Source organism: Ruegeria sp. BI12, from assembly GCF_056537985.1.
In genome coordinates this window covers 2,581,236-2,598,994 of record NZ_JBQFSL010000001.1, presented here as the reverse complement: position 1 = coordinate 2,598,994, position 17,759 = coordinate 2,581,236, and the positions used below count along the sequence as shown (strand labels likewise).

Genomic DNA, 17,759 nt, shown 5'->3' with positions numbered 1-17,759 from the left:
AAAAGCCTCTTGAGTCCGCGGCGCGGCTGGCATATCTGATGCGCACCTTAGGGGTATAGCTCAGTTGGTAGAGCGACGGTCTCCAAAACCGTAGGTCGCGGGTTCGAACCCTGCTGCCCCTGCCATTCTTCCAATGAAAATCTGGAATCGGTGCAAGCCTTGTGGATTGCTCTTGTTCGTCGTGGCGCACGACTGCAGGCTGCTTCATGGACAATTATCGGATCGCTATGGTCAGACGAGCGAGGATTTTCGAGAGGTTGGATGTCTGTGAAAGCTTTTCAGAGCCCAGGCGCCGAGCCTGCCGTAAGGTTAACCCGATAAGAACACAGTGTTTTTACTTGATTTATTCGGTTTGTGTCAAAATACTGGCGAAAGTTTGTCGACTTAGCGATGTCAAGTTTGAGGTAGTAGTGATGGCGTATGGTGAAGGTTCGGAACTGACGGAAGACCAAAAGAAGTGGGCCGAATGGACGATGCATCCTAAGAAGCGCAAGTTCAAACTAACCGACTATGCATCTGTCGTAGTCATTGCCGCCTCTGTCGTTATCGTAACCGGTGTCCATCACTACGTGATCTTCTAAATAATTCAGAAATAAAGAGTTTTGATCTTTACTCGCCTTGTTTTTTTTGGGGGGGGGAAGTCTGCAATCTTACTTTGTCCTGACATCGTTCCTCCCGCGGCCTGCTGTCAAAGGGTCAATCCCGGTTTCCTACGCCAGTAGAATGGCATATGGTCCTGCCCACAACAGACAGGCGGAAGAGGGTTCATGTCGCGCTTTGATGGTTACTTCCTGCGGCAACTGCTGATTCTGTTCGGCTTTTTCACTCTGGTATTGGTGGGGGTGTTCTGGATTACCCGTTCCGTCAGCCTGTTTGATCGCGTGATCAGCGGTGGACAACCCGCGATGGTGTTTCTGGAATTCACCGCACTGACCTTACCGACCTTGATCCGCACGGTGATGCCAATGGCGGTGTTCGCCGCGGCCGTTTATGCCACCAACCGCCTGAGCCGCGAAAGCGAGATGACGGTGATGCTGGCCACCGGGACTAGCCCCTGGAGATTAGCGCGTGCAGTGTTCGTATTCGGCATCCTGACCGGTCTGATGATGGCCGCGATAAGTGTTTTCCTGCGCCCGGCATCAGTGGATCGGTTAGACCAACGTCAAGCTGAGGTCGCCGGGGATGTTACCGCACAGCTATTGAATGAGGGTGAATTTCTGCACCCTGCGCAAGGCGTGACGGTCTACATCGGGGAAATCGATCTGGACGGGACGCTGTCCGAGGTTTTTGTCTCGGATCGCCGGGATGAAGAGAACCCGGTCAGCTACTCAAGTAAAACGGCCTATCTGGTCAACAATGGCACCGGCATTCACCTGGTGATGGTGGACGGGATTGCACTGCGTTTGAACCCTGAGAGCAGAGCGCTGTCTTCAACGCTTTTTGCGGATGCATCATATGACATTTCCGAGCTGACAAATTCTGACACAAATGCAATGCGGACTCTTGAGGCGATCCCAACGATCGAACTAATGCAGGGTCGTGATGGGATTCTGGCGAATGAGTATTTCTCGGAAGGGGAACTGATTGAAGAACTACATCAGCGCTTCTCGTGGATTGCCATCTGTATTGCTGTGGCAATGGCTGGGTTTTCAACGCTGATGTTGGGCAGCTTTTCGCGCTTTGGGCTATGGCCTCAGATATTTGGGGCCTTCACGATTTTGATCCTGTTGGAAGGTGTCCGGGGCTTTGTCTCGCCTGTCGTGATTGCAGATCCGAAACTGTGGATTTTACTCTATATTCCGGCCGCCATCGGTGTTCTGATCTCTTGCGTTTTCCTGCTGATCGCCGGGCGACCACTAATTCGAGCCCGATCACGCGGGTCGAATGGCTCCTTGTCTCAGGCTTAACCCGTTTCACGCAGTTCAGTCAGGCAGGCCATCACGTCGTCAAACGCCTCGCTATCTCGTCTGGTCACCAGATACAGCGGCAACATCAGATCCATTGCTTCGGCAACCGATACCACAGTGCCGTCGTTCAACTGATCCCGAATTACGTATTCCGGAAAGTAACCCGTACCGCCGCGCTTAAAAACATACCGCAGACCCATCATGCAATTTCCTAAAAAGAGCGTCTGTCCCGACGCTTTGCGCGCTGCCGAACGCACGTGGTCCTGATAGACTTCGCCCAATTCGAGATTTACGAAAACCGCATCTTCCGCCGCGTCAGGCGTTTCGACCAAGAGCAAACGCTCGGGCGCCAGTTCCTGGTACAGAACGCGCCGATCGGACGGCTTTTCGTGGGTCAATGCCGCATCCAGCACATGCGTCGCAACGGCATCGACCATGTTAAGGTCGTGATCGTAGTTCAGAGTCAGCAACAATTGTCCGTGTCGTTGCTCATAGCGAACGGCCAGATCAACCAGCAACGGGTCCCAAATGCTGAGCTGCGCGCCAAGACGCAAAGCCGCGCGGTGTGGTGTCTGGCCCGGCAATTCGTGCGAAGCGAACGACCATAACGACAACATCTGCTCGGCATAGGGGCGAAACTGTCGCCCGAACTCTGTCAGGTTGGTGCCACCTGCACCACGCGTAAACAGGGGCTTTCCGGTTTCCTCTTCGATCAGCTTGATCCGGGCGCTAACCGCAGTCTGAGTGACGTTTAGTTGCCGTGCAGCGGCATGGAACCCACCGGTGTCCGCCACGCATAGAAATGTCTCAATGGCTTTGATCTGCATGTTGAAAGTATTTTTTCATCGCAATGATAAAATCAATTCATTTTTTTGGACTGCTGACCTCGACTATGCTGACGACAGCAGATCAGCCAGAGGAAATACCATGCTGGACAAAAGCCACAAACCCACCTGGACCAGTTTTGAAGAGGCAACCAAAGCCGATTGGGATGCGGTCATGGAGTATGAAGAGGCTTATAACGCGGCCCTTCCTGACCGGATTCTGGATGCGATCCGTTCGTTGGACGAGGCATGGACGCCTTACCCGGTGAACCGATACCAGCACAGCCTTCAGGCCGCCACGCGCGCCTATGAAGATGGCGCGGACGAGGAAATTGTGGTCGCCGCCCTGATCCACGACACCGGGGATATCCTGTCACCGTACAACCATGGTGAACTGTCAGCAGCGATGATGAAGCCGTATGTCAGCGAAAAGACCTATTGGATTTTGAAACATCACTGCGTGTTTCAGGGCTATTACTACAACCACCACCTTGGCGGGGACCGCAACGCCCGCGACAAGTACCGCGACAGTCCCTATTGGGAGGATTGCCGGTATTTCTGTCATGAATACGATCAGAAGGCGTTTGATCCGGACTATCCGACCAAACCGCTGGAGTTTTTTGAGCCTATGTTGCGCCGTGTCCTGAATAAGGGCGAAGGGCATATGGAGCTGAACGAAACGTCAGAAAGCTAACAGGCCGCCATCAGACGGTAGACGATCTGCGCGGCGGTAAAGTCCCAGGCGGCATTGCCGTCCGGGGCCAGTTCCACCACGTCGAAGCCCACACATTTTCTGCCCTTCAAGGCGTGCTCGACAAGTCGCAAAGCTTGATAGTACCCCAATCCGCCTGGAACTGGTGTGCCGGTGGCTGGCATTTGCGATGGGTCCAGGCCGTCCACATCGAAACTGACATAGACCAGTTCGGGGAAATCCTCGGGCAAATCGACGGCGTGGATATTGCCCGTGACCAGTTCCTCTGCATCTACGTGGAAGACGTGGTTCTTAAGGCGGCTTTTGGCCTCTTCGGTTGAGTACGCGCGGACGCCAAACTGAGCCAGCCGGACACCTTCTTCGGCCAACAAGTGCATCACGGAAGCGTGGGAATGCTTCTCGTCCTGATAAGCATTGCGCAGGTCTGCATGAGCGTCGACTTGAACGATACCAATCGGTTGGTTAAGGGCGCGCGCCACGCCCATCACCGCACCGTAGCTAAGTGAATGCTCCCCGCCCAATGTGACGGGCACTTTGCCCGCGTGGATCGCAGCCTCGGTGCGCTGGGCAAGGCGTTCCATGATTTCGGACAGCGACGCGTCACAATCCACGGGCTCTTCGGTGAAGATGCCTTCGACACAAGGCTCTGAATGACCGGTAATACGCTCCAGTTCATTGCTGGCCTCAATTATGGCGTCGGGACCTTTGGCAGTACCCGAGCCATAAGAAACCGTGCGTTCCAACGGCACCGGAATCACGCGAAAGCGTGCGTCCTCAGAGCGCTCGGATGCGGTCAGTTCACTGTCGAGGAAAATACTCATGAGAGTCGGTCCTTAAAGTCTTCATAGCCGAACTGTTTGATGATCTTCAGTTCGTCTGTCTCGCTGTTCCACAAGGCGATGGTCGGCAGAGGAACGCCGTTGAACGTGTTGGTCTTGACCATCGAATAGTGCGCCTGATCGAGGAAGGCAAAGCGCTGGCCGATTGCCAGTGGCCGATCCCATGTGTAGTCGCCGATCACATCGCCCGCCAGGCAGGAGGGGCCACCCAATCGATAGGTGTGGCCTGTTTCTGCCTCGTTCATCAGGGCAGGGCGGTAGGGGGCTTCGATCACGTCGGGCATATGGCAGGTGGCCGAGATATCTGTAATCGCAAGGTCCATGCCGTTGGTAGGCAGGTCGAGGACTTCACCGATCAGGATGCCCGCATCCAGCGCCACGGCCTCACCGGGTTCGATATAGACGTCGATGTTGTACGTTTCGCGAATGTTTTTGATAAACGCCACCAGCCCTTCGCGGTCATAGTCATCACGGGTGATGTGGTGACCGCCGCCGAAGTTCAGCCATTTGAGCTGACCGAGGAACGGTTTGAGTCTTGGTTCCACAGCAGTCCATGTACGCAGCAATGGTTCGAAACCCTGTTCGCAGAGCGTGTGCATATGCAGCCCGCCTACGCCAGTCAGGGTTTCGGCTGACAGTTGGCTGACTGGTGTTCCCAGGCGAGAGCAGGGCGCGCAAGGGTCGTATTTGGGAATCTCACCTTCGGAATGCTCCGGGTTGATGCGAAGGCCAACCTGAACGCCTGCGGCTCGGGCCTTGGCGAGGAAGCGGTCCTTTTGCGCCGGAGAATTGAAGATGATGTGGTCGGAGAGGGACAGGATTTCGTCGATATCGGAATCCTTGTAACCCGCACAGAAGGTTGCGACTTCACCACCGTATTCTTCGCGACCCAAACGCGCCTCATAGATACCCGATGCGCAGGTGCCACCAAGGTGTTGGCGCACCAGTGGGGACAACGCGAACATCGAGAATGCTTTGAGCGCGCTGAGCACATGCGCGCCGGATTGGGTGCCGATTTCGGACAGGATGGTCAGATTCCGTTCCACGGCCTTTTCGTCGACCACGAAGCAAGGGGTTGGCACGCGGCTAAGGTCGAACGCGCGGAAGGCGCCGGCGTCGCCTGCCTGTGTGGTCATCATTTCCGACACGGTTTGATCTCCGAACAGTGCGGAGGGCAGTGCCCGGCCGCGGGTGGGTGCGAAGCGCCCGCCCATGGGAGCGGTCGGGCGCTGCCCGGCGTTGCCGCCGGGCTAAGGCTCAGAACTCGACCGGGCCGTCGAGTTCGTGGACCTGCCACGGCAGGCCGTGCTCGTTCAGCATGTCCATGAAGTCATCCGGGTCGAGCTGTTCCATGTTCCACACGCCTGGTTCGTTCCAGTTGCCTTTCAGCACCTGCGCTGCACCGATCATGGCGGGGACACCGGTGGTGTAGCTGACCGCTTGTGATCCGACCTCTGCGTAACATTCTTCGTGATCGCAGATGTTGTAGATGTAATAGGTCTTCTCGCCCGAGCCATCCTTGGCTTGACCTGTGGCGATGTCGCCGATGCAAGCCTTGCCCTTGGTCTCTGCACCCAGATCGCCAGGATCGGGCAGCAGGGTTTTCAGGAACTGGATCGGGATGATTTCCTTGCCGTCATGCATTACCGGGTCGATGCGGGTCATGCCAACATTTTCCAACACTTTGGCGTGTGTGATGTAGGCGTCGCCGAAGGTCATCCAAAAGCGGGCGCGTTCGATCTCGGGGAAGTGGGTCGAGAGCGACTCCAGTTCCTCGTGATACATCAGGTACATGTTTTTCTGGCCAATGGCGGGGAAGTCGAACTCGACCTTATGGGTCATGGCAGGGGAATGTTTCCACTCGCCATTTTCCCAGTGACGCACTTCGGCCAGCACTTCACGCAGGTTGATTTCGGGATTGAAGTTGGTGGCAAATTCTTGGTCGTTGGACCCGCCATTTGCGTCCAGCACGTCGATTTGGCGGATGGTGTCCAGCTTGTGCTTTTTCAACCATTTCGCGAAGACGGATGTAACGCCCGGATCGAAGCCCGAGCCGAGGATGGCGGTCAGGCCAGCTTCTTTGAAGCGTTCCTGATAGGCCCACTGCCAGTGGTATTCAAACTTCGCCTCATCCTCGGGTTCGTAGTTTGCAGTGTCGAGGTAGTGGATCCCAGCCTCAAGACAGGCGTCCATCAGCACCAGATCCTGATAGGGCAGGGCGAGGTTCACCAGCAACTCGGCGCCGGTTTCCTTGATCAGCTTGACCGTGTCTTCGACCTTGTAGGCGTCCAGCTCAGCGGTCGCGATATCAACGCCCACACGCTCTTTCACCGCTTTGGCGATGGCATCGCATTTAGATTTGGTGCGGCTGGCCAGGGTGATTTCGGTGAAAATATCCGAATTCATCGCCATCTTGTGTACGGCTGCGTGGGATACGCCGCCCGCGCCGACAACCAGTGTTTTGCCACTCAAAGTTCCCATGGGGGTCATCTCCTCTCTGGGGTTATTCGTAATAGGTGTAGCCGTTGATCGAGTCGCGATAGGCGCTCATCAGGGTTTTGCGTTCGCTGGCTTTCAGAGTACCGGTCGAGATCGCCTCGTCCACCATTTTGCGGAAGGCGGCAACACAGTCGTGAGGGTCGAATTCCACATAGGACAGGACCTGGCTGATCGTGTCGCCCTCCTGCTCGTGTAGCAAGTCAAAGCCGCCATCTGTGCGCAGGTCAATGGTGACGACGTTGGTATCGCCGAACAGGTTGTGCAGATCGCCCAGCGTTTCCTGATAGGCCCCGACAAAGAAAACACCCATGAGGTATTCCTGATCTTCGGGTAGTGAGTGCACGGGCAGACTGGGCGAGACACCGTCGGCCAGAATGAACCGATCAATCTTCCCGTCGCTGTCGCAAGTGATGTCGGACAGCACCGCGCGACGATCAGGCGTTTGGTTCAGGCCTTGCAGGGGCACGATCGGGTGTAGCTGGTCGATCGCCCAGACATCAGGCAGCGACTGGAACAGTGAGAAGTTGCAGTGATAGATATCGGCCACTTTCTCGAGCTGATCATCCACATCCGTATCCAGATCATCGCTTGCGGCCAGCGTCTTGAGGCGGGCCATCAGCGACAGGTAAATTCGCTCGGCCCGCGCCATCTGACGCAGGTCGACATGGCCACGACGGAACAGCGCGCGCAGCTCATTGCGATAGAAATTCGCGTCGTTCCAGCATTCCTGCAGGCGGTCGCTGCTGAGATAGCCGTTGATCGCCGCAAGATCTGAGACCAAATGGTGATCGTCCGCTTCGACCTTTGGTCCGTTGGGTGCGTCATACAAAGTGCTTTCCAGCACGTTGAACACCAGCATCGACGAGGTTGCCACCACGGCGCGGCCGCTTTCGGTGACCAGCGTAGGGTGATCCACTTCGGCCTCGTCCATGGCATAGGCCACAGTTTCGACCACGTTGGCGCAGTATTCTTCGACCGTGTAATTGATCGAGTTCTCGGCGGCCTTCTTCTCACCCGTGTAGTCCACGCCCATGCCGCCGCCGAGGTCCAGATGGGTCAGCGGCACGCCCTCGCGGGTCAACTCGGTGTAGTACCGGCAGGCCTCGCCCACCGCGCGACGCACATCGTTGACGTCCTGCACCTGAGAGCCCAGATGCGAATGCTGAAGCTTCAGGCAATGCAGCAGGCCCGCGCCCTTCAGTTTGTCCACTGTGGCGACCAACTGGTCGGTGTTCATACCAAAGGCGGACCGGTCGCCCGAGCTTTCTTCCCACTTGCCACTGATCTGGTTCGTCAGTTTGACCCGCACGCCGATCAGGGGTTCGATGCCCAACTCGTTGTAGACCTGGATCACTGTGTCAGCCTCTTTTGGGCTTTCCAAAACGATGACGGTGTTGAAGCCGATCTTGCGGCTGAGGATGGCCAGTTGGATGAACTCGGCATCCTTGACGCCGTTGCAGACAATCAACGCCTCCGGGGCGAGACGGTGCGCCAGCGCGACCACCAATTCGGGTTTCGATCCGGCCTCGAGCCCGTAGTTGTACTTCTTGCCGAACTCGACGATCCGGTCGACCACTTGCGCCTGCTGGTTCACCTTGATCGGGAAGACCCCGCGATAGGTGCCTTTGTAGCCAGTACGTGCGATCGCATCGCGAAAGCTTTCGTTGATATGGGCAATCTCGTGTTCCAGATACGAACTGACGCGCAGAATCATCGGCGCTTTGATGCCGCGTTCATCCAGATCACTGAGAATACCCGGTAAGCTGATCGCTTCAGCGTCGGGTGCCATGGGATTGCGCAGACCGATTTCGCCCTGCTCCGTCACCTCAATGAGATCTTTGCCCCATTTCTCAACTCCGTAGATGGAATGCGGTGCGTCGGGCGTGTGTTTCAATCAAGTCAGTCCTTGTAAGTCAGGGTGCCAGTTTCGCGCCCGCCAATACGGCAGCTATATGATTCTTCCAAGTGTAATCTATGGGGCGGAATTTTCCGAATTCATGCAGCTGTGCGAATTGGGATCAGGTGGTTGTCCCATTGGCAATCAGCTCTGTTGGATATTTGGGCTTCGTTTGTGGACAATTGCCCGATCACACCGGTCCCGGTTGTGAACACAAACCCGTTTGATGCGGTGCCAAGGCCGCAAACATCCTCGTGCAGGAAGACGCCATCAAACTGTCCGTCCGCGACCCGAAAGCGGTGCAGAGCATTGCCGCGGGGGCAGGTGATAGCGACTGTTTCGCCTGCACCGGAAAACGCGATGCTGCCCGCATATCCCTGCAACGTGCTTTGGTCAGTGTCGGGCGCGCTGAGTAGCAGGGGCTTTTCGCCACGGCAATGCAAACCCAAAAGGGGAGGATGTTGCGATGTATCGCCCTGCCATTGCATCGCAAAGCCGATCAAACCGTCAGGTCGCAACGCCAGATGGCGGATCGAGTTTTTGTGCAGCTCTTGTGGCAGTTCCACCTGCTCAAGAACCCCGCCATTTTGGTCCAGATAGGTCAGGCGCGGTTGCATCACAGGCAGGTTGAGTTTGGTTCTTCCTGTTTCTGGATGGGTTTCGATCCCGCCATTTGCCACAACCAATGTGCGACCATCTGGCATCAGACGCATATCATGGGGACCGACACCGCCCGAAGCGAACTCGCCAATTCGTGTGTAGTCATCCGTGTTCCAGACACCGATTACGCCCTGACCGGTCTCAAAATCGTTTTCGGTGGTGAACAGCCGCGTTCCATCGGTTGAGAACACACCATGCCCATAGAAATGGCGGCCTTTCGGGGCTTCTAACACAGCGGTCTGTGTGCCGGTTGCGCAGTCGATGATGATTGCAAATGTTCCCGGACGGCGTGCAAAGGCTACCGCCTGCGCGTGGTGCGGATGCGCCGCCGCCGCATGCCCGCGCGCGGGCAACGGCAGAGAAAACAGGATGTCGCCGCCCGTATCCAACCCGGCCAGCCGAAAAGTCCCATCCGGTAACAGTGCGGCGGCCAGATAATCCGGTGCGCCGACAGCTGACCATCCACGCAAAGGCGCAAGGCTGGCAGCGGCCAACCCAGCGAGAAAGCTTCGACGGCTTGTCACGGTTCAATCCCCGTCCAGTGAGTTGAACCCGGCATTGATGCCCAGCGTGGGGCCCAGCTCGGTCGAGGCAATGGCGCGGATATCGTTGATGGATTGTTGCAGCGCCTCGACGCGAAATCTTCCCTGTGGGGTTGCCACCCCGGCAAATGCCGGATCATCCAGCGACTGCGCCCGATCGATGGCGGCGGCGAATGCGTCATCCAGATCGGCGGCGATGTCCGGGTGATCTGCCGACAGACGCGCGGCAAGGTCACGCAGGGCGATCAAAGACAACTCCACATGGCGCAACGAACGTTCTGAACGCCGCGCCTCGGCGCGTTTGGGGCGGGGGCGATCGAAACTTCCCATTGGGCGACCAAGGCGGGTTTCGGCGGTGAATTCCAGACCAGTTGTCAGGGCCTTGTAAAGCTCTTGCATGGCTTCGTCTTCAGACCGGTATGGACTGTTCTCACCCGGGCTTGCCAATGCGCGTGCGTAGTCCGCCCAGTCTGCATCAATTGCCCCGGCATTGCGGTTGATGTCTGCGGTTATGGCCTGCATCAGCGCGCAGCGATACTCGGCGCCGCCCAGATCGGTGAACCGTGGATCGTAGAGCATCAGTTCCAGCGCGAAAAAACCGCGTCCGGCCACGGAGGTTTCCGCAAAGGCATCCGGGGATTGAATGGCTGTATCCTCAGTAGAAATCAGGCCGGACAGGGCTTTAGGGGTGAAACCTTTGGTATCGGGCCAAAACGCCAACGCAAAGGCGCGGTCCTCGGCTTCGGATGGGCCAAAGCGCAGATGACTAACCGAAATCCAATCGTCAAACGCGTCGTTGTATGCATTGCGAAGCGGGGTCGAGTTCGGGTCACAATCCGCCCGCGCAGCATCAGCCAAAGCGTTGGTGGACTCTGACAAGGCGGAATAGCCGGGTAGGATATGAGCCTCGATGGCGTCGGACAGGATCAGCCCACGATCTTGTGCGTTGGCGCCCAGAGGCATTGTCAGGGAAAGAGCAAGTACGAAGGCGCGCATGGGTCAAAGGCTTTCCAGAAAACGGATAAGGGCATCGCGGTCAGGCTTTGGCATCCCGACGACCGTGTCACGCGCTGTCTGCGCCTCACCGCCGTGCCACAGGATCGCCTCGAGCAACGATTGCGCCCGCCCATCATGTAGAAACTGCGTATGGCCTGACACCTGTTGGGTCAGGCCGACCCCCCAAAGTGGTGGTGTCCGCCATTCACGACCCGTGGCGCGGGCCTCGGGCCGGTTATCGGCAAGCGCTTCGCCCATATCGTGCAGCAGCAGGTCCGAATAGGGCCAGATCAGCTGGAAGCTATGCTCGGGACGGTCTTCCATACGATGCGTCACGAATGAGGGCGTGTGGCATGATGCACACCCGGTGTCGTGGAACACCTGCTTGCCGCGCAACACCTGAGGATCGTCCATATTGCGGCGGGCCGGTACACCCAGATTGCGGCTATAGAAGGCGACCAGATCCATGCCGACCTGGTCAATTTCAAAGGTCCGGTCGTCGCCAGCGCCATGTGGAGCGTTTACGCATTCCGCCTGCGTCGCAGTGCAATCGCCGTGCGCAGCCGGATAGAGGGGGCTGGAAATGCCGATATCACCGGCAAAGGCTGCGGCGGATTGCTCCATTATTGTCGGCATGCCCGCCTTATGACCAAACCGGCCCATCATCGGCGCGCCATATTCAATTGCCCATACGATGTTAGGCCGGCCGGATATTCCGTCGCGATCCTCATCTTCCGGGTCGGCATTCGCCAGCAGGTCTTCTACCGGGATCGCCTCGAGCAAGCCCAGGCCGATCATCTGCGGAGCCACGCGGGGGCTGATCATCGCGTCAGGGTGCAAAGGGCCATAACCCAGATCGGCAGCTTTGTAGGTAGGACGCCGCAAAGTGACGGTTTCCCCATCCGACAAAGTGACGGGAACGTCTTCGTAAGTGATATCCAACCGGTATTCTGCCGGGTGGCCGGGAAGGGCCAGATCCTGCATTTGCCCGCCGTAATTCGGTTCGGGCATGGTGGCGATGTAGTCTTCGATTTCGGCGTACCCGTCTTCGGATGTGCCAGGGATGGACACGCGCAGGAACATCGAAATCGCGTTGTCATCTGACCCGTTGGGCGTATGTCCGCGCCCGTCTTTGATGTGACAGCGTTGACAGGATCGTGCGTTGTACAGCGGCCCCAACCCATCTGAGGCCAGCGTGGAAGACGGGGAAGACACCCAGATCTTCTTGAACAGGCCGTTACCGACTTTGAAGTCGAGCTCCTGCTCGAAACTCAGGTTGCCAGAGGGCTGCGAAAAAACATCTGCGTCGGTACGCGCCCGGACTGTCGCAGCACCTGCGGACAACTCTTCAAAACGCTGTGGCACACTGAAATCGTCAGGTGCATCTGTTACGCGCGCAATCCTTGCTTGTTCGTCTTCAGTTCTGGGAAGGTAGTTGAGATGAAGATCCCGCAGCTCTGCCGACAGGGATTGGGTGGCCGCAAGGGCGGCCACCGGCAAAAGGGAAAGCTTACTCGCCTTCGTCCATTTTCGATGCGTTAAGGTGCGCATAATTGGCTTCGCCAATCCTTTCGTGCAGGTCGAGCTGCGTTTCGAGGAAATCGATATGCCCTTCCTCATCCGCCAGCAATCCTTCAAACAGAGACATAGTGACGTAGTCGCCAGCGCTCTGACAGTATTCGCGTGCTTCCTTGTACAAGGCCCGGGCATCGACCTCTGCTGCCAGATCGCATTCCAGTGTCTCTTTCGGAGTCTGACCGATGCGCAATGGGTCAAGTTGTTGCAAATTCGGGTGACCGCCCAAGAAAATGATTCGCTCGATCAGCTTGTCCGCGTGCTCCATTTCCTCGATGGACTCTTCACGGCTTTTCTTGGCCATATGAACAAGGCCCCAATCCTCCTGCAGGCGGTAGTGTAGCCAATACTGGCTGACTGCCGTTAGCTCATGCCGCAGTGATTTGTTTAGATATTCTATGACCTTGGGGTCGCCCTTCATCTGCATTCTCCTGTGTTGCCTCGCTGCGAAGTGCGCGAAGCTGCATTGGCACTTCCAACTTATCGCTGGAACGCATCGAGTCTAGGAAAAGTGGCATGCACCCGCCACAATCTGCTGACTTTCCAAGGGCATGGTAGATTTTACCAGGTGTAATGACCGCGTAAGGATCAGACGTGCGCATCCAATCAATAGCCGCGCGGATATCGTGATCCGAGATGTTTGTGCAGTGGCATACGATCATAGCAATCAGGCTCTGAGTTGTATTTCTTACTTTATTAGTAAGTTACTTCAAGAACGTCCAGAGGAAGCGCGCGAAAGGTTCCTCACAAGTGTTGGAGGCGGCGTGATACTGCCGCCTCCGCGTTGGTGTGGGCCTTGCGAGTTACTGGAAGACCGCGTCAGGGTTATCAAGGCTGTCCGAACCCTCGAACTCGATCTGGTCGAGTTCCAGAGCAGTCACAATGCGCTCGATCGTCTTGGTCTGATCGACCAGCCCGTTTACACCACCCATGATCAGCACTTCGCCGCCTTCGTTGCCGCGTTCCAGCATCTGGTCATAGGCAAAACCGGCTTCCGCGGTCGATTTCAGACGTCCAAGGGCCTGCATGGTGTTGGCCAGTTTCACCTTCATCTCCGCGTCCAGGGATGGATCGTTGGCGACAACCAGATCCGACAGCGATGCGCCGGAAACCGGGGTGCCGTCAATGCGGGTGTAGCTGCCCAGATAGACGTTCTGAACCCCCAATCCATCGTAGTAATGGCTGTTGTGGGTGTTGTCCGAGAAGCAATCATGCTCTTCTTCCGGGTCGTTCAGCATCAGGCCCAAGCGCATACGTTCACCGGCCTGCTCGCCGTAGGACAGCGAACCCATGCCGGTCAGAATGGCGCTGACGCCAGCGGTTTCGTCGGCCGTCAGTGCTGCGCGTGCTTCGCCGCCTTCAGCCCACTGTGCTGCCATCCATTCCAGATCGCTGACCAGCAGGTCGGTTGCCGCGCTCAGGTACTGGGCACGACGGTCACAATTGCCGCCGGTGCAGTCGTCACCCTGAACATAGTCGGTATAGGGGCGGTTGCCTGCGCCTGCGCCGTGACCATTCAGGTCCTGACCCCACAGCAGGAATTCGATAGCGTGATAGCCTGTGGCAACGTTTGCTTCGATCCCATCGGCTTCGTGCAGGGTCTCGCCCAGCAGTTCCGGGGTTATCTCGCTTGCGTCAATTGTATTGCCGGACAGCTCGAATGTTGGGTTGGCGATGACGTTGAGTGCGGCGAATTCGTTCTCGTCGGTTGGGCCGCCATAGGCTGCGTTCACATAGTCGATCAGGCCTTCATCCAGCGGCCATGCATTAACTTTACCTTCCCAGTCGTCGACGATTGCATTGCCGAAACGGTAAACTTCGGTCTGCTGGTAAGGAACACGTGCAGCAATCCATGCGGTGCGGGCGGCGTTCAGCGTGGCGTCCGACGGATCAGCGATCAGCGCATTTACGGCGGCCTGCAGCGACTTCGCGGCGATCAGGCTGTCGTAATATTTGGCTTCGGCGATGTTTGCGTAGGTGTTCAGAACATCCACCTTCGCGGGGGCATCTGCAAATGCTGAAGTCGCGATCCCAAGGGTCAAGACGCTGGTGGCGGCAAAAAATCTGGTCATAGAGGTGACACTTCCCTGTCAGAAATAACTCACAAGCGCCGCCTCAGCGGCGCGCATGCGCTAAAAACTGAGTTAATTAGTAAACTAAGTCAACCTGAGTTTTATTGTCGGAAATAAATGCCGCACCCCATCCCCAGAAATAGCGGGGTCGACGATCCGATGCCGCGATTGCACGGGGTCTTAATCAGATTAGAATGGACTGGGTGATTCTATGTTGGGTGGTGCCTTGTTTGCTAAATGTGCAGCCGTTGCTTTGATATTTACCCCTGCGGTTGTTCTGTCGCAGGCGGAAAGCGCTGCCCATGAACATGGTACGGGATATGTGGATATTGCGTTTTCCGATCAGTCATTTTCTTTATCGCTCACCGTGCCCGCCGCTGATGTCATAGGATTTGAAGGCTCGGCTGAAACCGATGACGATCGTGCGCAAGTGGCGGTTGCGGTCTCAGATCTTTCCAAGCCTTTAAGCTTGTTTGTGCTGCCGGAAGAGGCCGGGTGCTTTACCGCGTCGGCCAATGTGACCCTGACGGGTGAGGGTTTGGGGCAAGACAAAACCGACGAGGCTGCCGAGCAAGACCAACATAGCGACTTTCTGGCGGACTACCTTATCCAGTGTGAGGATGTTTCCGCGCTGGAAAATATTCGCTTTGCATATTTCGAACGGTTTGAAAACGCGCAGAAGCTGGTTTTGCGGGTTACCAGATCCGGAAAGACCCAGGCACATGAAGTAACCCGTAGCCAGCCAAATTTGGATATGTGACGCGCCAAATCTTGGACCATTTGGACCGGCATGCGCCCGTTTGCATTTCCAATGGTGTAAATTTGCGAGCGTGGTAAAAGCGACGGCCGTCCCTGGCCGCAGGCAAGGCGGCCAGGGATGGCATCCACGGTGCAATCAATGCACGAAATGCAGTTCGGAAAAACTCCTCCGCCACTCGGCGACCTCGGCGGCGATATCCGCTCCTGCCAATCCAGAGGTGATCAGAGCCGCCAAGCGGTCAGCGTCCTTCGACGTCATTCCCCATCGAACCAGCTCAGGCGTCCCGATCCGGAGACCGTTCATGTCCCCCTCAACATCGGGCGCGGGCAGGCCAATTCCACAAGCAAGAAACCCGGCATGACGCAATGTTTTGGACGCCGTTTGCCCGCCACCATAAGTTTCTGCCAACACAGCGAATTGGTGTGAATTGGTAAACCCTTCCCGTCCGGAAAAGATGGGAACGCCGTGTGCGTCCAACCGTGCCGCGAGCTCTTGCGCCATCGCGATCATTTCGGCGGCGTACTGTTTGCCGAAGTCGCGCCAGTCCAGCATCGAAACAGCCAGCGCTGCAGATTTGGCCGCGTCGAAGTTTGCCGTCATACCCGGAAAGGCGATCGCATCCAGCTTTTGCGCAATTTCAGCGTCATTTGAAACGATCAAACCTCCGGCAGGTCCGCCCAGGCTTTTGTACGTGCTCATCGTCATGAAATGCGTGCCTTCGGCCAAAGGATTTCGCCACGCTTTACCTGCTATGATCCCGCATTGGTGGGCGGCGTCAAACATGACCTTGGCCCCGATTTCGTCGGCAATCTGCCGGACTTCCTTTACGGGATGTTCGAACAGATTGAGGCTGCCGCCGATGGTGATCAGCTTGGGCCGTTCTTTCAAAGCCAATGCCCGTAGCCGATCCAGATCGACCGTATAGCCGTCACCATCCGTTGGCGCGTCAATCGTGCGTAGTCCAAACAACCCGGCACACCCCCCAAAGTGATGAGTGACGTGCCCGCCAATCGAGGCCGGCGGTGCGATGATTGTATCGCCCGGCTTGCAGGTCGCCATAAACCCATAGAGGTTGGCAATCGCGCCTGACGGCACCCTGATTTCGGCGAATTTGGCTTCAAAGATCTCGGCGCAAAGCTCGGCGGCAATCACTTCAATCTCTTCAATAGCTTCCAGCCCCATCTCGTATTTGTCGCCGGGATAGCCCAGCGATGGTCGGGACCCGATGCCAGACGACAACAGAGCCTCGGCCCTTGGATTCATCACATTTGTTGCCGGGTTGAGGTTGAAACACTCTTGTTCGTGGATTTCGCGGTTTTTTCTCGCAAGATCGTCGATCCGTTTGATCAATTCATCCGACGCAGCCTTAGAAGTCTTGGCGGCAATTTTCTGAACACGGGTTTCGCACTGATCCGGGACCCAGTTTCGGGGTGTGATTGTCATATCTGTGACCTCCTGCTTGTCACCAGATTGAACAATCGGGGCGACATCGCAAATCAGAATTGCTATTTCTTGGCGTAGAAAAACTGAGTCTGTGCTGATGGCTGTTCTTCCAAGACGCCCGAAAGGGCCACCACTAAATGCTCTCCGCGCCTTCGAAGCGGCGGCAAGGCTGGGCAGTTTCGTAGCAGCCGCTGAAGAGCTGAGCGTCACTCCCGGCGCGATTTCTCAGCATATCAAAACGGTTGAAGCCTGGTCTGATGTGCCGCTATTCCGGCGAAATGCGCAAGGGGTTGAACTGACTGCGGCCGGGCGAGAACTGGCTGGAGAATTCACTATGGCCTTTGATCAGCTTGCCGCTGCAACGCAGAAACTGCGGAATCTGAGCCCAAGCGTCGAGATTCACATCGCGGCTTTACCGTCGGTCGCGCAATTGTGGCTGCCGGCCCGCTTGGGGCGGATCCGAAAAATTCGGCCAAATATGAAGTTCTCGGTAACTGCCATGGAAACACCGCCTCGATTGTCGCGCGAACTATTCGACCTTTCGGTATTCATTGACGAACCCGACGGGTCGGCCAATCAGGTAGTCGTTGAGAAGGACCTGATTTTCCCGGTTTGCGCGCCGGAGTTGGCCGGCAATTGTGATCTTGAATCTGTTCCGTTGCTGCACGATCAGACATGGCAGGATGACTGGCAACGGTGGTCCAACGCGACAGGGGCATATGTCAGCGACCCCACCAAGGGGCCGAAATACTCGCTTTATGGCCTTGCGGTCGAAGAAGCCAAGTCCGGGGCAGGTGCCTTGATGGCACATGGAAGCCTGATCGCGCCCGTACTCAAATCCGGACAATTGGTGCGCATGTCTGCGCAAGCCTGCGAAACAGGTCGGGCGCTGGTGATAAACCTTCCGCACCCGTCAAGGCGACGCCCGGAACTTGATGAGGTTGTCGCGCTCATGCGCGAAGACTAGCAACGCGAGAAACCGTGGGTGCTTTTCCGCTACGAAACGAAGCTGAGCTTTGTGAGCGCGGCTTCG

The 17,759-nt window shown here is 56.8% G+C and carries 17 protein-coding genes and 1 tRNA gene; 6 read left to right on the top strand and 12 right to left on the bottom strand.

Features of this window, described 5'->3' with window-relative positions; all coding sequences use genetic code 11:
- The first annotated feature begins 49 nt into the window (after positions 1-49).
- The 3 genes from ACR0AK_RS13100 to lptF all read left to right on the top strand — a co-directional run bounded on the left by ACR0AK_RS13100 (position 50) and on the right by lptF (position 1,907).
- A tRNA-Trp gene (locus tag ACR0AK_RS13100) sits at positions 50-125 on the top strand.
- 288 nt (positions 126-413) lie between these two features.
- Entirely contained in the window at positions 414-581 is a 168-nt protein-coding gene (locus ACR0AK_RS13095) for a hypothetical protein (RefSeq protein ID WP_480793597.1), read from the top strand.
- Between the two features lie 186 nt (positions 582-767).
- Positions 768-1,907, top strand: a complete 1,140-nt coding sequence (gene lptF, locus ACR0AK_RS13090) for an LPS export ABC transporter permease LptF (RefSeq protein ID WP_480793596.1) — start codon at positions 768-770, stop codon at positions 1,905-1,907.
- On the opposite strand, the gene ACR0AK_RS13085 is transcribed toward lptF, so the two are convergent.
- Positions 1,904-2,734, bottom strand: coding sequence for a LysR family transcriptional regulator (locus ACR0AK_RS13085; protein WP_170559212.1), 831 nt, complete (start codon positions 2,732-2,734; stop codon positions 1,904-1,906). The genes lptF and ACR0AK_RS13085 overlap by 4 nt on opposite strands.
- A 100-nt stretch (positions 2,735-2,834) precedes the next feature.
- Here ACR0AK_RS13085 and ACR0AK_RS13080 point away from each other — a divergent pair, with 100 nt between their 5' ends.
- Positions 2,835-3,425: an HD domain-containing protein gene (locus tag ACR0AK_RS13080; protein WP_480793595.1), complete on the top strand. Its 591-nt coding sequence runs from the start codon at positions 2,835-2,837 to the stop codon at positions 3,423-3,425.
- On the opposite strand, the gene speB is transcribed toward ACR0AK_RS13080, so the two are convergent.
- From speB to ACR0AK_RS13030, 10 genes are all read right to left on the bottom strand, one after another.
- Positions 3,422-4,264 (bottom strand): agmatinase, encoded by an 843-nt coding sequence (speB, locus tag ACR0AK_RS13075; protein ID WP_480793594.1) that lies wholly within the window; start codon positions 4,262-4,264, stop codon positions 3,422-3,424. The two genes, ACR0AK_RS13080 and speB, sit on opposite strands and share 4 nt — an antisense overlap.
- The gene (nspC, locus tag ACR0AK_RS13070) at positions 4,261-5,430 is read right to left on the bottom strand and encodes a carboxynorspermidine decarboxylase (RefSeq protein ID WP_480793593.1); all 1,170 of its coding nucleotides are present in this window, start codon (positions 5,428-5,430) and stop codon (positions 4,261-4,263) included. The genes speB and nspC overlap by 4 nt, the downstream gene beginning before the upstream one ends.
- Before the next feature lie 109 nt (positions 5,431-5,539).
- Positions 5,540-6,763 (bottom strand): saccharopine dehydrogenase family protein, encoded by a 1,224-nt coding sequence (locus ACR0AK_RS13065; RefSeq protein WP_170559204.1) that lies wholly within the window; start codon positions 6,761-6,763, stop codon positions 5,540-5,542.
- A 22-nt stretch (positions 6,764-6,785) separates the two neighbouring features.
- A complete protein-coding gene (speA, locus tag ACR0AK_RS13060) occupies positions 6,786-8,675 on the bottom strand; it encodes a biosynthetic arginine decarboxylase (protein WP_480793592.1) in 1,890 nt (629 codons plus the stop codon).
- Between the two features lie 101 nt (positions 8,676-8,776).
- On the bottom strand, positions 8,777-9,862 hold the full coding sequence (locus tag ACR0AK_RS13055; RefSeq protein WP_480793591.1) for a DUF1513 domain-containing protein: 1,086 nt from the start codon (positions 9,860-9,862) through the stop codon (positions 8,777-8,779).
- Positions 9,863-9,865: 3 nt separating this feature from the next.
- Positions 9,866-10,876, bottom strand: a complete 1,011-nt coding sequence (locus tag ACR0AK_RS13050) for an imelysin family protein (RefSeq protein WP_480793590.1) — start codon at positions 10,874-10,876, stop codon at positions 9,866-9,868.
- Between the two features lie 3 nt (positions 10,877-10,879).
- A complete protein-coding gene (locus tag ACR0AK_RS13045) occupies positions 10,880-12,427 on the bottom strand; it encodes a di-heme oxidoreductase family protein (protein WP_480793589.1) in 1,548 nt (515 codons plus the stop codon).
- Positions 12,387-12,872, bottom strand: a complete 486-nt coding sequence (gene bfr / locus ACR0AK_RS13040; RefSeq protein ID WP_170559194.1) for a bacterioferritin — start codon at positions 12,870-12,872, stop codon at positions 12,387-12,389. Before bfr ends, ACR0AK_RS13045 begins: the two co-directional genes overlap by 41 nt.
- Positions 12,820-13,113 (bottom strand): (2Fe-2S)-binding protein, encoded by a 294-nt coding sequence (locus tag ACR0AK_RS13035; protein ID WP_170559192.1) that lies wholly within the window; start codon positions 13,111-13,113, stop codon positions 12,820-12,822. Before ACR0AK_RS13035 ends, bfr begins: the two co-directional genes overlap by 53 nt.
- A gap of 141 nt (positions 13,114-13,254) precedes the next feature.
- Positions 13,255-14,523, bottom strand: coding sequence for an imelysin family protein (locus tag ACR0AK_RS13030; RefSeq protein WP_480793588.1), 1,269 nt, complete (start codon positions 14,521-14,523; stop codon positions 13,255-13,257).
- Positions 14,524-14,734: 211 nt separating this feature from the next.
- Here ACR0AK_RS13030 and ACR0AK_RS13025 point away from each other — a divergent pair, with 211 nt between their 5' ends.
- The gene (locus ACR0AK_RS13025) at positions 14,735-15,283 is read left to right on the top strand and encodes a ZrgA family zinc uptake protein (RefSeq protein WP_480793587.1); all 549 of its coding nucleotides are present in this window, start codon (positions 14,735-14,737) and stop codon (positions 15,281-15,283) included.
- 135 nt (positions 15,284-15,418) lie between these two features.
- Here the strand turns inward: ACR0AK_RS13025 and ACR0AK_RS13020 are convergent, their stop codons facing one another.
- Positions 15,419-16,726 carry an aminotransferase class I/II-fold pyridoxal phosphate-dependent enzyme gene (locus ACR0AK_RS13020; protein WP_480793586.1) on the bottom strand — a complete coding sequence of 436 codons (1,308 nt, stop codon included), beginning with the start codon at positions 16,724-16,726 and terminating at the stop codon, positions 15,419-15,421.
- Between the two features lie 97 nt (positions 16,727-16,823).
- Between ACR0AK_RS13020 and ACR0AK_RS13015 the strand changes: the two genes are divergently transcribed.
- Positions 16,824-17,693: a LysR family transcriptional regulator gene (locus tag ACR0AK_RS13015; protein WP_480793585.1), complete on the top strand. Its 870-nt coding sequence runs from the start codon at positions 16,824-16,826 to the stop codon at positions 17,691-17,693.
- Positions 17,694-17,759: the final 66 nt, after the last annotated feature.

Excerpts from the sequence above, each read along its gene's own strand:
- ACR0AK_RS13045 (WP_480793589.1), bottom strand. The coding sequence starts at position 12,427 with ATGCGCACCTTAACGCATCGAAAATGGACGAAGGCGAGTAAGCTTTCC.
- ACR0AK_RS13020 (WP_480793586.1), bottom strand. The coding sequence starts at position 16,726 with ATGACAATCACACCCCGAAACTGGGTCCCGGATCAGTGCGAAACCCGT.
- ACR0AK_RS13015 (WP_480793585.1), top strand. The coding sequence starts at position 16,824 with ATGGCTGTTCTTCCAAGACGCCCGAAAGGGCCACCACTAAATGCTCTC.
- ACR0AK_RS13030 (WP_480793588.1), bottom strand. The coding sequence starts at position 14,523 with ATGACCAGATTTTTTGCCGCCACCAGCGTCTTGACCCTTGGGATCGCG.
- bfr (WP_170559194.1), bottom strand. The coding sequence starts at position 12,872 with ATGAAGGGCGACCCCAAGGTCATAGAATATCTAAACAAATCACTGCGG.
- ACR0AK_RS13085 (WP_170559212.1), bottom strand. The coding sequence starts at position 2,734 with ATGCAGATCAAAGCCATTGAGACATTTCTATGCGTGGCGGACACCGGT.
- ACR0AK_RS13065 (WP_170559204.1), bottom strand. The coding sequence starts at position 6,763 with ATGGGAACTTTGAGTGGCAAAACACTGGTTGTCGGCGCGGGCGGCGTA.
- ACR0AK_RS13095 (WP_480793597.1), top strand. The coding sequence starts at position 414 with ATGGCGTATGGTGAAGGTTCGGAACTGACGGAAGACCAAAAGAAGTGG.
- ACR0AK_RS13025 (WP_480793587.1), top strand. The coding sequence starts at position 14,735 with ATGTTGGGTGGTGCCTTGTTTGCTAAATGTGCAGCCGTTGCTTTGATA.
- ACR0AK_RS13035 (WP_170559192.1), bottom strand. The coding sequence starts at position 13,113 with ATGATCGTATGCCACTGCACAAACATCTCGGATCACGATATCCGCGCG.
- speB (WP_480793594.1), bottom strand. The coding sequence starts at position 4,264 with ATGAGTATTTTCCTCGACAGTGAACTGACCGCATCCGAGCGCTCTGAG.
- ACR0AK_RS13050 (WP_480793590.1), bottom strand. The coding sequence starts at position 10,876 with ATGCGCGCCTTCGTACTTGCTCTTTCCCTGACAATGCCTCTGGGCGCC.
- lptF (WP_480793596.1), top strand. The coding sequence starts at position 768 with ATGTCGCGCTTTGATGGTTACTTCCTGCGGCAACTGCTGATTCTGTTC.
- ACR0AK_RS13080 (WP_480793595.1), top strand. The coding sequence starts at position 2,835 with ATGCTGGACAAAAGCCACAAACCCACCTGGACCAGTTTTGAAGAGGCA.